General features: G+C 45.5%; 15 protein-coding genes. 6 read left to right on the top strand and 9 right to left on the bottom strand.

What is annotated here, in order from left to right; genetic code table 11:
- Positions 1-183 precede the first annotated feature (183 nt).
- Both QUA74_RS13240 and QUA74_RS13235 read left to right on the top strand, forming a co-directional pair.
- Positions 184-1668: an ATP-binding protein gene (locus tag QUA74_RS13240; protein WP_333329284.1), complete on the top strand. Its 1485-nt coding sequence runs from the start codon at positions 184-186 to the stop codon at positions 1666-1668.
- Complete coding sequence (locus QUA74_RS13235) at positions 1661-1825, top strand: hypothetical protein (protein WP_333329282.1); 165 nt, start codon at positions 1661-1663, stop codon at positions 1823-1825. Before QUA74_RS13240 ends, QUA74_RS13235 begins: the two co-directional genes overlap by 8 nt.
- Positions 1826-1900: 75 nt before the next feature.
- Here the strand turns inward: QUA74_RS13235 and QUA74_RS13230 are convergent, their stop codons facing one another.
- The 5 genes from QUA74_RS13230 to QUA74_RS13210 all read right to left on the bottom strand — a co-directional run bounded on the left by QUA74_RS13230 (position 1901) and on the right by QUA74_RS13210 (position 7569).
- Entirely contained in the window at positions 1901-2281 is a 381-nt protein-coding gene (locus QUA74_RS13230) for a hypothetical protein (RefSeq protein ID WP_333329279.1), read from the bottom strand.
- Between the two features lie 116 nt (positions 2282-2397).
- The gene (gene secF, locus QUA74_RS13225; RefSeq protein ID WP_333329276.1) at positions 2398-3366 is read right to left on the bottom strand and encodes a protein translocase subunit SecF; all 969 of its coding nucleotides are present in this window, start codon (positions 3364-3366) and stop codon (positions 2398-2400) included.
- Positions 3367-3483: 117 nt separating this feature from the next.
- On the bottom strand, positions 3484-4881 hold the full coding sequence (gene secD / locus QUA74_RS13220; RefSeq protein ID WP_333329273.1) for a protein translocase subunit SecD: 1398 nt from the start codon (positions 4879-4881) through the stop codon (positions 3484-3486).
- A 185-nt stretch (positions 4882-5066) separates the two neighbouring features.
- Positions 5067-6050, bottom strand: a complete 984-nt coding sequence (locus QUA74_RS13215; RefSeq protein WP_190740298.1) for an alpha-ketoacid dehydrogenase subunit beta — start codon at positions 6048-6050, stop codon at positions 5067-5069.
- A gap of 151 nt (positions 6051-6201) precedes the next feature.
- Positions 6202-7569, bottom strand: a complete 1368-nt coding sequence (locus QUA74_RS13210) for an NACHT domain-containing protein (RefSeq protein WP_333329270.1) — start codon at positions 7567-7569, stop codon at positions 6202-6204.
- 245 nt (positions 7570-7814) lie between these two features.
- On the opposite strand from QUA74_RS13210, the gene QUA74_RS13205 reads away from it, so the two are divergent.
- Positions 7815-8654, top strand: a complete 840-nt coding sequence (locus tag QUA74_RS13205) for an SH3 domain-containing protein (protein ID WP_333329267.1) — start codon at positions 7815-7817, stop codon at positions 8652-8654.
- A 73-nt stretch (positions 8655-8727) separates the two neighbouring features.
- On the opposite strand, the gene QUA74_RS13200 is transcribed toward QUA74_RS13205, so the two are convergent.
- On the bottom strand, positions 8728-9453 hold the full coding sequence (locus QUA74_RS13200; protein ID WP_333329264.1) for a M15 family metallopeptidase: 726 nt from the start codon (positions 9451-9453) through the stop codon (positions 8728-8730).
- Positions 9454-9547: 94 nt separating this feature from the next.
- Between QUA74_RS13200 and QUA74_RS13195 the strand changes: the two genes are divergently transcribed.
- The gene (locus QUA74_RS13195) at positions 9548-9784 is read left to right on the top strand and encodes a hypothetical protein (protein ID WP_333329261.1); all 237 of its coding nucleotides are present in this window, start codon (positions 9548-9550) and stop codon (positions 9782-9784) included.
- Positions 9785-9859: 75 nt separating this feature from the next.
- On the opposite strand, the gene QUA74_RS13190 is transcribed toward QUA74_RS13195, so the two are convergent.
- Entirely contained in the window at positions 9860-10510 is a 651-nt protein-coding gene (locus tag QUA74_RS13190; RefSeq protein ID WP_333329258.1) for a pyroglutamyl-peptidase I family protein, read from the bottom strand.
- 183 nt (positions 10511-10693) lie between these two features.
- Entirely contained in the window at positions 10694-11989 is a 1296-nt protein-coding gene (gene purB, locus QUA74_RS13185) for an adenylosuccinate lyase (protein WP_242725653.1), read from the bottom strand.
- Between the two features lie 366 nt (positions 11990-12355).
- On the opposite strand from purB, the gene QUA74_RS13180 reads away from it, so the two are divergent.
- Together QUA74_RS13180 and QUA74_RS13175 are read left to right on the top strand one after the other, a co-directional pair.
- The gene (locus QUA74_RS13180; protein ID WP_333329256.1) at positions 12356-12826 is read left to right on the top strand and encodes a helix-turn-helix domain-containing protein; all 471 of its coding nucleotides are present in this window, start codon (positions 12356-12358) and stop codon (positions 12824-12826) included.
- 1 nt (position 12827) lies between these two features.
- A complete protein-coding gene (locus QUA74_RS13175) occupies positions 12828-13667 on the top strand; it encodes a PIN domain-containing protein (RefSeq protein WP_333329254.1) in 840 nt (279 codons plus the stop codon).
- Here the strand turns inward: QUA74_RS13175 and QUA74_RS13170 are convergent.
- Entirely contained in the window at positions 13664-14836 is a 1173-nt protein-coding gene (locus QUA74_RS13170) for a DNA cytosine methyltransferase (RefSeq protein ID WP_333329251.1), read from the bottom strand. The two genes, QUA74_RS13175 and QUA74_RS13170, sit on opposite strands and share 4 nt — an antisense overlap.
- Positions 14837-14953 lie beyond the last annotated feature (117 nt).

The raw sequence follows: 14953 nt of genomic DNA, 5'->3' as shown, positions 1-14953 counted from the left end.
TGCAATAGCGTTTCGGGTGAGACCCGCACGATTTAAAATCCAAAAAATTCTGCTGAATTAACTCAATTTGAGTGAGCAAAGTAGAGTTGATTTCATAGCTATAAAAAAATAGAAAATGCAGTACAAATAGTAAGCAATACTCCAGCAGCAAACCGCTACGGTCAATTACCAAAGGAGGGAGCAGTGTATGAAAATGACGGGTTGAGTCCCCTGAAATCACCGCTTGGTTTGCGATCGACTCTACAGGAATTAACCCTGTACGACTTTCTCCTAGAATCTGAGTGCCCGGGGAACGAAGTTGCTAAAATTTTTCAAGCAAACCCTTTAGTTCCCGGCATCATCATCACTCAGCAAGGAAAGTTTATAGGGATGATTTCGCGGCGGCGTTATTTTGAACACATGAGCCGCCCCTACAGTTTGGAGTTATTTTCTCAACAGCCTTTGTTTATACTCTACCGCTTTACTAAAACGGATATGTTGGTTCTCGATCGCGAAACCTCAATTATGACGGCAGTGCGGCAGTCGTTGGAGCGATCGCCTGAACTAATCCACGAACCAATTGTAGTACAAGTAGAACCGGAAACTTACAAACTTTTAGACGTACACCAACTGCTGCTTTCTCAGTTGCAAATTCACGAGTTATCAACCGTGGTGATGCGCGAGTCGCAAGCGCAATTGAGACATCAAGCCCAACAGCTCGAACTTGCCCTGCTGGAACTTCAGCGCACTCAAACTCAACTAATTCAAACAGAGAAAATGTCTTCTGTGGGGCAGTTAGTAGCAGGAGTAGCTCACGAAATCAACAATCCGATCGGCTTTATTTATAGCAATTTGCACCACGCTAAAGAGTACACGCAAGGTTTAATGCGGATGCTCGACATCTACCGACAGCACTGTCCCGAACCCATCGCAGCAATTGAAGCGGAAGCAGAAAAAATCGAACTCGATTATTTGCTAGAAGACTTGCCGAAAGTGTTAAATTCTATGCAGAAAGGTGCAGAAAGAGTGCGCGACATCGTTTTGTCGCTGCGGAATTTTTGCAGATTAGACGAAGCTCAAATGAAGCAGGTCAACATTCACGACGGTATCAACAACACGATTATGCTGTTGCAAAGCCAGCTTATAGGGAAACCGGGGCAGGAGGCGATCGAAATTTACAAAGAATACAGCGACTTGCCACTGGTACAGTGCTATCCCGGACAGCTCAATCAGGTATTTATGAATATTTTACTTAATGCAATTTACGCTCTTGTTGAGTCTAATAAATACGAAAATGTTGATAAAGAAAGCCCGCAGAAGTCGCAATCAGGCGAGCAAAAGCAGTCTTTTACAAAGACTCAATCATCAGTTTCTAAGTCTACCCGCCTGATTCCTACGATTCGGATTCGCACGGAGTTAATTGAGAAAAAAAAGGTAGTAATTAAAATTTCTGACAACGGCCCGGGGATGACAGAAGATGTTCGGAAGCGGTTGTTTGACCCTTTCTTTACTACTAAGCCGGTCGGCCAAGGAACGGGTTTGGGACTGTCGATTAGCTATGAAATTGTTGTCAACCAACACCGCGGCGCATTGAAGTGCTTTTCGGAACCGGGAAAAGGTGCAGAATTTGCGATCGAAATTCCCCTTCAACAGTCTTCCCTAGCACAGATGTTGCCTCGCTTTGCGTGATATAGCAGAAGGAAGAAGGAAGTTCGGCAACGGATTTTGTAACGGATGTAACGGATGTCAGGAAGAAGGAAGTTCGGCAACAGATTTTGTAACGGATGTCAGGAAGATGGAAAATGGAAGAAGGAAGAAGGAAGGAGGAAGAATCAATAAAAGTTAGGGACTCGGCTGTTGAAACTGCTTCTTGTCAAACTTTCGTTCCTCTCGCTTGAGACTAAAGAATAAAGCCCGTCAGCTACCGCGAACCTTTGCAAACCCACTTCCACAAAGGATGACTCGGCCCCTGTTGGCGAATGCGGCGAACTTGTTGTTCCAAACCCTGTTTTTCCCGCAGGGGCAATCCTCGCACCCTATTGCGACTTTGCCAAGTTAGCACAGCTAAAGTCATTCCCAAGCACAAACCTAAACCAAGAGTCGGCCAGCGATGAAAAGATAAACCGTAGCGCACCGCCGCCCAAGTGAAGTGTTCTAACCACAAAGCTATTTCGCGGCGCAAACCCCAAATGCTCAAAGAACCGACGCTAATCCACAGCAATATTACAGTTAACCAGCGGCCATAAACTGTTAGTTTGTGAAGCCTTTGGACTTCAATTTGAAAAGTTTCGTCAGTAGTCATTGGTTATTTGTCATTTGTCATTTGTCATTTGTCATTTGTCATTGGTTATTGGTTATTGATGATTTATTATTAGTCAGTCAACAGTTAACCGTCAACAGTTAACCGTCAACAGTCAATTAAACTTCCTCTGACTGGTTGATTCCTTCTGCGGGGACGGGGATGGAGTGGCCGGTGCGACTGCGCCACCAAGCTAGCAGCGTACTGGCAACGAAAATACTCGAATACGAACCAGCAATAAAACCGATAATCAAAGCTAAAGCAAAGTATTTGAGGGTTTCGCCGCCAAACAAAAAGATTGAAAACAATGTCAGCAGCGTGGTAAACGTTGTGTTAATTGACCTTCCCAGCGTCTGCATGACAGCATCATCGACAATTTGATCGATCGACTGTCCCGGATTTAGCTTGATTACTTCTCGCACGCGATCGTAAATTACCACAGTATCATTAACAGAAAAACCGATAAGCGTCAAAAGCGCTACCACAAATAAACTGTCAACTTCCACTCCTTGAACTAAACCCAAAAACGAGAAAACACCAAGCGTGACCAACACGTCGTGAAACACAGCCACAAAAGCAAAAAAGGCATAATCCAACTGAAATCGGAATGTCAGATAAGCAGTAATTCCAGCAAAAGAAAGCAACAAAGCCAGCAAACCCGAAGTAAACAACTGTTTGCCGAGGGTAGGCCCAACCGTATCAATTTGAGTAGATTGAGGAGCAAAAGCGCCTATCTTTTCGCTCAAAGCTGTTTGCAGATTAGTCCGCTGTTCGACATCCAAAGTTTTTGTTCGCAGCGACAAACCGCGCTGTTCTTGGCCGATAACTTGAATGCTGCTGCCACCTAAACCTTGGGTGTCCAGGACTTCACGCACAGCAGCAAGATCGATGGGTTTACAATTTTCCGGTTTCGTGCAGTCGAGTTCAAATTGCAGGCGAGTGCCACCGATAAAATCTAAACTGGGGCGCAGTGGTGCGCGGATGTCGGGACGAGTCCAAGAAATCGCCATCGACACTATACCTGCGAGGATTATAGCCGCGGAAATACTCCACCAGAGCGATCGATATTTGATTACACTGAATTTCATAATTTGAAGGAATAGGGAAGTTCGGCAACGGATTGTGTAACGGATGTAAGAAGGAAGGAAGGAAGAAGTTAACAGTCAACTGTCAACAGTTAACAGTCAACAGCTAACTGTTAACTGTTAACTATTAGCAGTTTTCGACAAATTAGGACAGAACCACTGAGGTTTCCGCAATGCTGGAAAGCTCAATACTACGAACAGCAGAGTGCGGCTGCAAGTAATAGCAGTAAACATACTCACTACTACGCCCAATGCCAGAGTTACAGCAAACCCTTTAACTAAACCTGCCCCCAACCAAAACAAAGCAGCACAAGCAATAACTGTTGTGACGTTACCGTCTAAAATGCTGGAAAAAGCGCGGTAAAAACCCGATTCTACAGATCGATAAAGCGATTTCCCCGCCCGCAACTCTTCCCGCGTGCGCTCAAAAATCAGCACGTTAGCATCCACGGCCATCCCGATGCTGAGCACAAAACCAGCAATTCCCGGCAGCGTTAATGTCACTCCCAAAAGCACGAAAGCTGCCCAAGTTAACAGAGCATAAATTAACAGAGCAATATTAGCAATTACGCCAGGGAGTCGATAGTAGGCAACCATGAAAATCAAGACCAAAATTAAGCCGCCGATACCTGCGTTAATACTGCTTTGAATGCTGTCTCTACCCAAGCTAGCGCCGATCGTGCGGTTTTCTACAATTTCGACAGGCACCGGCAAAGCGCCGCCCCGCAATTGCACTGCCAAATCGTTAGCTTCTTGCGTTGTAAAGTTGCCTTGAATCACGGCACTCCCACCAGTAATTCCTGCTTGGGCAAATTCAACGCCGACGACTGGAGAACTGATCATTCTGTCGTCTAGGAAAATACCGATACTGCGTCCGGTGCCGGCTAAATTTTTAGTGAGTTGGGCAAAGAGTTCGCCTCCTTGGGTATCGAAAACGAGAGCAACGTTCCAGTTGTTCCCAGCCGCCAAGGGTTGAGGTTGAGCGTCTTTGAGGTTTTCGCCGCCGAGGCCGCTGCTTTTGAATAGTTTGGCGATCGCCTCATTACTTCTTTTCAAAGCAGCCTGATTTTCTTTAATAGCAGCCTCATTCGGGTTAATTTTCAATTCTTCTTGTTTGACCAGCAATTCCTGCTGCAACTGCCTTTCAATGCCTAATTGTGCTTCTGTTCCGGGCAGTTGTTCCTGAAATTCTAGCTTGGCGGTGCCGCCCAAAACTCGTTCTGCTTGCTGCGGGTCATTTACTCCGGGCAACTGCACGAGAATTTGGTCTTCTCCTACTGTTTGCACTAATGCTTCGGAAACACCCAAACCGTTGACGCGGTTTTCGACAATCCGCCGCACTGCTTCTAACATTCCCTGGTCTATTTTAGGAATTGTGGGGGTAGTTTTTACCTGAATGGTGAGTTGCGACCCTCCTTGCAAGTCTAATCCCAGCCGCGTCGGAATGGTTACTATTACAGTAATGGCGGCGATGATTAAAACAAAAATTAGGGCTAATATTGAACGTTGTTTTTGCATACTTAATTATTAGTCATTAATCATTAATCATTAGCCATTAGTCATTTGTCAGTAGTTAGGTGGAAGAAATAATCAATCTGTGCATCCGTGTTTTAGCATTAATGTCCTGCTGGCAGATATCGTTAGTTTTAGAGAACAACCAAAGAGTGATAACTAATGACTAATGGCTAATGACTGATGACTATTTATACTCGCAATGCTACCATTTTTTGGACGGCTTCGACAATTTGAGTGGGCTGAACAATTGTCAGTCTTTCTAAATTACCGTTGTAAGGTGTGGGAATATCTTGTGAAGACAGCCGCAAAACCGGTGCGTCGAGTTCATCAAAAAATCGATCGCTAATCGAAGCAATTAGTTCGGCACCGATGCCTCCTGTTTTCATGCACTCCTCTACAATAATTACTTTGTGAGTTTTGCGAATGGATGCGCCGATGGTCTCCATGTCCAGGGGTTTGAGAGAAATTAGGTCGATTACTTCTGGATCGTAACCTTCTTTTACCAGGGCGGGCACGGCTTGCATGACGTGGTGCCGCATCCGGGAATAAGTCACGATAGTGACATCTTTGCCCGATCGCACGATTTCTGCTTTGTCCAGCGGCACTAAATATTCTGTTTCTGGCAAATTTTCTTTGAGGTTGTAAAGAAGGACGTGCTCGAAAAACAGAACGGGGTTATCGTCGCGGATCGCTGATTTTAAGAGTCCTTTGGCGTTGTAGGGAGTCGAACAGGCGACTATTTTCAAACCCGGTACTGCTTGGAAATATGCTTCTAACCGCTGGGAGTGTTCCGCGCCGAGTTGCCGGCCCACGCCGCCTGGCCCGCGAATTACCATTGGCATTTTGAAGTTGCCGCCTGATGTGTAGCGCAGCATTCCGGCGTTGTTGGAAATTTGGTTGAAGGCCAGCAGCAAAAACCCCATGTTCATGCCTTCGATGACCGGCCGCAATCCCGTCATTGCTGCGCCTACTGCCATGCCTGTAAAGCTATTTTCGGCGATCGGGGTGTCGAGCACTCTAAGTTCGCCGTATTTGTTGTAGAGGTCTTTGGTGACTTTATAGGAACCGCCGTATTGACCTACGTCTTCGCCGAGTACGAATACGGCGGAGTCGCGGGCCATTTCTTCGTCTAACGCCTCGCGAAGGGCGTTGAACAATAAGGTTTCTGCCATAGTAGGTGAAGCAATGATTGCAGGAGGGTCAGATTAGAATCTTAACCTTTTGGGGGTGTGGATGAGGATGCGATCGCAAATTCGGCAATTGAACCAGGCAGAATTGGCAAGACATATATCATAATTATTTAATTTTGTCAAGTTCCGGCATTTATATCTCGGAAAAATGTTTTTGCAATAAATCGTGAATAAATCGATAACGCCGATCGCCAGTTTTTTGCAGCAACAAGCGATCGCCCGCAGCATCAAGAAAACGCCTGTAATCCCAAGGAATGTAGCCCTTCGACCACAGCACGACGTGCAATATAAACCTTTCAATCCCCGGAATTCCCGGCAACAAAGCACTAATTACCCCAGCAACAGCACCGGCCATTAATCCCCAAATTGACCCGGAGACTAGGCTGGCAATTAATCCCAAAAGCACCCAAATCAGCCCGCCAACCAGCTTAACTCCAAGCTGATACTTGCGCCGTTGCTCCTCTGTTTGCAGCCAGCTAGACGGTATGCGATCGAGGTAAAATTCTTGAATTCCTTGCTGTTCCATCCTTCTGGCCAACCATCCCAGCCAGTGGCGAATTTGTTCCGGCCGCAGTTCCTTACCTCTGGGATACTGCTTGACTTGCCCGGTCATTTGGTGGCGAATATAGGCAGTTAACAGATATTTGCGCTGTTCTTCTGCAGAACTTATGCGCTTCCAAGCTTCAATTAAAATATCGTCGTAAGCCAGAGCCATCATGCTCAAAAGCAAGGGAGCTTTTGCCAATTTCAACAACTCCGGCTCATGCTCAATGCTGTACCAAAGTTCGCGGCTTCGGGCTTCTAGCAAATAATTTTGGATTTTAGTTTCTGTTAAAGGTTTCAATAAAACCGCTGCTTGCAGGCGAAATCTAGTCTCGCAGTTTTTGTAAGCTTCAAAACTGCTGCAAGCTACTAAATGTTTGGGTTTAAATTCGCTTTCAACAAATTGATTAATTGCTTGAATGCAGATATTTTGGCGGTGGGTTTCCACTTCGTCCAAGCCGTCGAGGAGAGGCAGCAATTTTTGTTCGGCGAGCCATTTTTTGCCGACAGCAGGAGAGATGCCGTATTTGAACTGAAGTTGAGCAATTAACCAATCGGCGATCGCCCCGGATTCTGCTTTCCACGATCCGAGTTCAAACAGCACTGGTACTGGCAAACTAGCATCTTTTTGGGCGCGGGAAACTAACACGCGAGCTAATTCTAGCAGCGTCGTAGTTTTGCCTGCACCCGTGGCTCCCAAAATTACCAATTTGCCGCCGCTGCGATCGAACACTTTAGCAACGCTTGCTTTGGGAGGAAGCCGAAAACTCGGACGGTTGCCGGCTTTCACTTCCACATCCCAACAGCGGTTAACACCAACAGGCGGCGAGTCTTGGCTGAGGTTAGCCAGCACAGCGGCGTGCAAAGACTGCGATCGTCCTGCTTGGACTTCCTGCTTCACCTCCTCCAATAATCGATCGCGAGGCGGTTGTAATCTTAGAGGAATCAATTTTGACATTTTATATACCTCGCGCTGAACGCTTACCTTCGCAAATTTGCGCGCAAATAACCCAGAGCAAGATTACCATCAGTATAGGTGTCCAGTATATATTGACTCAAATTATTGCGACAATTATGGATCTGAAATTTTATCTAAAAATCCTGACCCTGTGGCCCGCACTAGGTATTTCCACTATAAATTAACTGGCGATCGCCCCAACTCCCAAATAAAAATTATCAATATAGATACAGAGAGGGTTTTTTATGTCATTTACGAAAGCTCAAATCATCACGGTAAGCTTAGCAGGACTGGCAACAGCGGTGGGAGTGGCTGCTGCAACTATACAGTCGGGTGCGATGAAACAATCCAATCCTCCTCTTGCAGAATCCCCGGCATCCACCAGAAACCAGATTGCAGGGCCGACGAACAACCCTGAATCTCGGCAACCAGAACCTCTGCCAGCACAAACCCAAGCCGCAGAATCTCCCCCATCTCAATCTCAACCAGCCAAAACCCCAGCACTTCAATCCTCGCGAGTTTCAGGAGTCTCTCCGCGAAAAGTTGAGCCAGTAGTTGTCACACCGCCAAATTCGGGTTGCAAAATCACCCAAGCTGTAGTCAGCGATCCGAATCCACCGCTAAATGTGCGATCGAACCCGCAAGTAAGGGGCAGCAACATAGTAGGAAAACTTAAAAATAATACCTTTGTTTCAGTCGCCGAAGAACAAAACGGTTGGCTGCGAATTACCGATCCCCCCGGTTGGGTTGCGAAAAAACGCACCGAAAGCAGTTGTTCTAACGTCAACCAGCAGATTAATTTTCTGCCGGGAGGAGATGAGGCGATCGTCAAAGGTCGAATCATCGGCGGCGGCAGCCACTCTTACCGGATTCGCGCCAGAAAAGGTCAAACAATGACTGTTAGGACTCGGAAAGAGGTTTTCCCGCAAATTATAACTCCTCGTGGCAAACTTTTAGCCGGAGATCCTTATCAAGGCAATGAAACAGAGTGGACGGGAAAAGTGCCAGTAACAGGCAATTACACATTACAATTAGACTCCAATTTCCGGGGATACGACTACGAGTTTTCTGTTGAATTGCGATAATTTTCCTGACATCTTTAGGGATACAGCAGTGCCTTGTCTTCCCCCTATCGGCGAGTTTTAATAAATAGTAGAATTAAGGAATCGCCCCAAGCGATATATCAAGAATTGCAAACTTCTGCCAATCTTCCGAATCAAAGTGCCACCATTCGGTTGTGATACCCATAAATCCGTGTTTTTTCATCGCATTCTTAAGCACTTGACGATTTTTCCGAGATTCGGCGCTGCCACCTTGATAATCTGCGTGAGCTTTTTCGGTAAAATCATCGTAAGGTGTGGGCATTTCTAATTCTTTGCCAGTGCGATCGACTAAAGTCAAATCAATAGCAGCACCGCGATTGTGCCGCGAACCTCTAGCAGGATTAGCAACATAGCGCGGATCTGGCCAAACTTCCCACATTTGCTTAGTCACTGAGAAAGGTCTGTAGCAATCGTAAACTTTTAAACCCAATCCGATTTTTTCCAAATCTGTTTGAACTAGCGCTAACTTTTGAGCAACAGAACTTCTCAAGGCGCATTTCGATATAGGGTAAAGTTTTCGTTTCAAAAAGTTGTTAGTAGTGGCGTATCGGATATCGAGGCGAATGTTGGGATTTACGGTGCGGATATCAACCAGTCGCGCCCCACTGGGAAGTTGACTCATGAAAATACTTTCAGGTACTACTGGGTTTGTTCCTGGTTGGGTAATTTGCACTTGTGGCGGCTCCTGGGCGCGGACAAATGTTGTATGGTGCAGACCGATCGCACATAGCAACACTAGCATAAATGCGATCGGGTATTTTCCAAAACGTTTAAATTTCATAGCTGTTCTGATTGTGAGTGTTAAAAAGTAGATTGAGGTCGTTGTTCTATGCTATAACCAATGTTATGATGTCACCGTGACAGCAAGGGGAGCTATGAAAACTGCAATTTCACTTCCAGATTTAGTTTTTGAAGAAGCCGAGGCTTTGGCTAGTCAGTTAGGGTTATCGCGCAGTGAGCTTTATACAAAAGCATTGCAGGCGTATCTGCAGCGACACAACCGATCTCGAATTTTGAGCAAACTAAATCAAGTCTATTCTGAAGAGTCCTCTGAACTAGATCCTGTCTTGGCAAAGATGCAATTTATGTCCTTACCGCATGAGGATTGGTAATACCAAGTCCGGGTTCGGCTATTGAAATTGCTACTAGACAAAAAAACTTTCGGCGGTCGGCGTGCATGGGCTTTATTAACCCACGTATAGACTTGGATCGACAGACTGAATTTGCCTACTAATAATTAGGGACAGAGCTTTACGGGTCATTTCTATTGGCATAAATGGTGACTCTGACCAGTATTTAATGACTTGCTCCGGCAATGCTGGAATGTGAATAAAACCAACCTTCATATCAGAATTATGAATCTCCTTCCAATGAAGAAAGTGATAAAAAACTTGATTGCATAGATGAGTTCCACAATCATTTGAAATCCTAGTTGGAATGTTGTGGCTTTCTAACAGGGAAACCAAATCTTCGGGATCTGCTAGACAATCCCAATAGGCAATAGGAGCATTGGGGACAATCGGCTTTCCCTTGGGTGCGTTTCCTGCTGCATCCAAAGTCACAAAATATCTTAAATTCTTTGCCATTCGCTCAATAGCTATTTTGTTGTAATCCCGCGCCTGACCGATCCCAATACAAATATCCGGTGAAAATGCTTTGAGAGTTTCATCAACTACGTGTCCGAGGGTGTTGGTATTACCAGGCAGAATCTTGAAGTCAATGCAATCAACGTACTGACCGATCTCCTGAGTAGGATTGTCGCGTAACGACACCACAACCAACTCTGAGGCATTCAAACCATCATCATTTGGCTCAAAGCCAGTTATTAAAACTCTCATCCCAAAGCACCATATCACCGATCGCTTTATTTTAGTCTTATTGAGTTGGGTAGGTTGGGTTGAGTGTAAGCGAACCCTACGCAACGCTAGAGCCCAACACCTTATTTTAGTTAGAAGAGTTGGGTTTCGTTCCTCAACCCAACCTACACTATCCAGATCCAAAGTCGGAAATTCAAAAGATTTTTAAATTCCCAACCGCTGATACACTAAATCTAAGTGCCTCAATTGATACTGCGGATCGAAACAATCATCAATTTCTTTGGTCGTCATCTTAGCTGTTACCCGATCGTCCTTAGCAATTAAATTGTAGAAATTGCCGCCCGGTTTGTTCCAAGCTTCGTGAGCACAAGATTGCACAATTTTGTAGGCGTCTTCGCGACTCGTGCCTTTTTCTACTAAGGCTAACATCACGCGCTGGCTGAAGATGACTCCGCCGTAAAGATTCATGTTTTGCTTCATGTTTTCGGGATAGACTAGCAGGTGTTTTACTAAGTCTGTGGTTTCTACTAACATGAAGTGGGTGACAGTGGAACTGTCGGGCAAAATCATCCGTTCTACGGAACTGTGAGAGATGTCTCTTTCGTGCCAAAGCGCCACGTTTTCTAAGGCTGCGACGGCGTTGGCGCGGACGATTCTCGCCATTCCTGTCAGTCTTTCCGATCGAATCGGGTTGCGTTTGTGCGGCATGGCGGATGAGCCTTTTTGCCCTTTGGAAAAGAATTCTTCGACTTCGAGAACGTCGGTGCGTTGCAGGTTGCGGATTTCTACTGCAAAACGCTCGATCGATGCTGCTAAGAGTGCTAAGGTTTGGACGTATTCGGCGTGTCGATCGCGCGAAATGACTTGAGTGGATGCAGTATCCGGTTCGAGTCCGAGGTTTTGACAGGCGATCGCTTCAATTCGCGGATCGATATTAGCATAGGTTCCGACTGCGCCGGAGATTTTGCCGACTGCAATGGACGATCGCAAATTCACCAATCGGGCGCGGTTGCGAAAGACTTCTGCCAGCCATCCTGCTAGTTTAAAGCCAAAGGTGATGGGTTCGGCGTGAATTCCGTGCGATCGGCCCACCATGACGGTATTGCGATGCTGTTGAGCCTGATAGCGAATAGCTTGACTCAATTCTTCGACACGTTCTAACAAGATATTGACGCTAGCGACTAATTGCAGCGCCAAAGCAGTATCGAGCACATCGGAACTGGTTAAGCCGAGGTGAATGTAGCGGCCGGCATCGCCTACATATTCGTTGACATTTGTCAAGAAGGCGATCATGTCGTGGCGGACTTCGGCTTCAATTTCGAGGACTCGTTTGGGGTCAAAATTAGCCTTAGCTTTGATTTCTTCGACTGCGGCGGCGGGGATGTAGCCGAGTTCGGCTTGAGCTTCGCAGACAGCGATTTCTACTTGCAGCCAGGTTTTAAGCTTGGCGGTTTCAGTCCAGATGTTGCCCATTTCGGGCAAAGTGTAGCGCTCTATCACGGTGGGAGTTGGGGAATGCGATCGTCCTATTGTACCTCTGCGAGGCATCCGTCTTCAGTCGGGATGGGGAATTTCGGGCGATCGAACTGTCCCTTTGGGGAATTTGAATATTTCGTTTGTTTCGGATATTGCGTTTATGGCACGGTAAGTGTTATCGTGAAGGAAACAACCAAGTATATGCCGGCCCAATACTTACATACCCTTCCAGTAATGGGTGCACAGGTTTTGCCCGATCGCAGATTCTGTCTGCTGACCAATAAAACGGGGTCTGGTATAATCAGCGGTTTAAACCGCTGATTATACCAACTTATACCACCATATTTACTCTGTGCTTCAAAAACAATCACATCAAACAAGAGATTAATTATGTTGAACCAAAAAACATCACTTGAGTCAGTTTTGGTTCAAGAACAAGAAAAGGAATCAATAGCTCAGTTAGAGCAAATACTGAGCAGAGAGTCTGCACAGCCAAAATTAGTCGGAAGTAACGGAGAAGAGATCCTGCTTCCCGAATCAGTCTACAACTTTTTGCGTCAGATTGTAGGTGCAATGGCATCAGGTCAAGCTATTTCTCTGATGCCTCACAATTGCGAGTTGACAACGCAGGAGGCAGCTAATATCCTTAATGTATCGCGACCATTTCTCGTCAAGTTACTAGATCGGGGAGAAATTCCTTGTAGTAAAGTAGGAAAACATCGGCGTGTCCTTTTTCAAGATGTAATTAACTACAAAGAACAGCGTCAAGTGAAACGTCGCCAAGGACTAAAGGAATTAACCCAATTTATTCAGGATGAGGGGTTTTACGAAGCTGGTGTTGACCCAATAACTCAGGAGTAGAATGGAAGTCGTATCCGTTATTCTAGACTCCTGTGTCATCTTCCCTATGCCTTTATGCGATACACTACTACGTGCTGCTGAGGCTGAGTTATACGAGGTTCACTTTTCACAAGAAATTTTAGATGGTGCTACCCGCAATCTGGTAAAAAAAGGAAGAATGACAGAGGTCAAAGCAGCACGTTTTCAGGAGGTGATAAAGAACACCTTTCCTGAAGGAATTATCGAAGTGCCTGCAAGTTTGGTGGAAGCAATGACAAATCATCCGGGCGATCGTCATGTTGTAGCTGCTGCGATTGTAGCAAATGCTAAGGTCATCGTTACAGATAACCTCAAACATTTCCCAAAGGAGGCTTTGGAACCTTATGGCATTGAGGCACAGCACCCGGATGTATTTCTAACTGAGCTTTTCGATAACGATCCCGAGTCGATGGTCGAAGTAATTCGGCAGCAGGTTGAGGATCTAAAAAACCCTCCTCATAATGTTGCCGAAATTATTGAAAGATTAGAGAAAAATAATAGGGTACACGAATTCGCTAGTAAAGTTCGTTTCTATGAATACTGTGATTTTGTAATAGAAACTGCGAAAAAAGCCGTGCAAAAAATAGGAGAACCTGCACCAGAAGGCGGTCGATGTTATGAAGGAGAAAAATATCGGCTCTGGATGAAAGGGCAAATTATAAGAATTACTGCTAAAGACGGTAGAGGAGAAATTCTGTTAGTTCAAAATGAGGAAATTGAGGGTGATATTTCAGCGGAAGATATCAAATTATTCCAAATATTTGCTCAACGATTGGACGAAGAATTAACAATCAATCAGATTGATGAGCAACAAGCTAATTAAAAGGCTAATTTCATAGTAACTTTGCTAGCTTTGTTCAAAGTAATATCGGCCAAATATGGAATAAGTGCCAAGCCGATACACTCTGCTAAACGGGGTGGCACGGCATTTCCAATTTGCCACATTGCCTTTTTCATAGAACCTTCAAAAATAAATGAATCCGGGAAAGTTTGCAATCTAGCCATTTCACGAGCTGAAATAACGCGGTTGAGATAAGGATGAATATGAGTGCCGCCGTGATTTTCCTTAACAGTCATACTCGGTTTTCCCGGATACTGTCGCTTGAAAGCATCGGCGTAGCTTTCATACAAAGAACCGCCTGGTGGAACTTGAGCAAGTCTTTCCATGTACTCAACAGAATGACGAGTCCATTCGTGGTTAATTTCTGCTATGGGAGTATACTCTGTTAAATCATCAATTGCTGACTCAATCGCTTTGTATTGTTCTGGTAACAATTGCGGCTTGGGATAGGGGTTTGGCAGCCCAAATCTATTGGCAATAAAAATGGCTCGCGGGCGGATTTGTGGGATTCCATACGCGGGTGATTCCAGAACAGCAACGGACATATGGGGATAGCCAATTTCCTGAAAAGCCTCGCAAATGGCTTGCTTAACAGCTCCTTTTTGTATAGTCAATATTCCGGGTACGTTTTCCATGACAACATACCAAGGACGTATTTCAGAGACTCCGCGGACAAACTCTCTAAATAGGCGATTTCGAGGGTCGTTGGGGTCGCGTTTTCCTGCAACTGAGAAGCCTTGACACGGCGGCCCGCCTACAACAACATGAACTTCTGGCGAACCAATTTCAGCGAGCAACTTTTGGGGATTTAAGTTTTTTATATCGTCGCACAAGTGATGGCAATCGGGAAAGTTTTTTGTATGAGTTGCCGAGGCGATCGCATTAATTTCAACACTTGCTACTGGTCGAAAACCTGCTTGCAATAAACCTTGGCTCATGCCGCCCGCACCGCAAAAAAGATCGACAAATGTATAGTCTGATTTTGGCAGTGACTGAGATTCAACATCAATGAATATCTTGTAGGGGTCGCAGTCATTTGCTTCTAGTTCGCGTTGGATGCGTTCGTAACGCCCTAATTTTGCTTTCTTCTGCTTTTTGGCAGGAATTGGTTCTGACTCATTTGAGAACAAAGACAGTTGTATTGCTTCCATTTTATATTTGTTTACTGCGTTCTATCTGATGTTGCCCACTTGGGGCAGGGTGTAGGGTTCGATCGCGCTTGGAGTCGGAGAGTGCGATCGTCTCACATATTGCACCATTCTCGCTTA

Source organism: Microcoleus sp. LAD1_D3, from assembly GCF_036702135.1.
Lineage (GTDB): Bacteria > Cyanobacteriota > Cyanobacteriia > Cyanobacteriales > Microcoleaceae > Microcoleus.
Note: the sequence above shows the minus strand (reverse complement) of the source record. Positions and strands in the feature narration are given on the sequence as shown.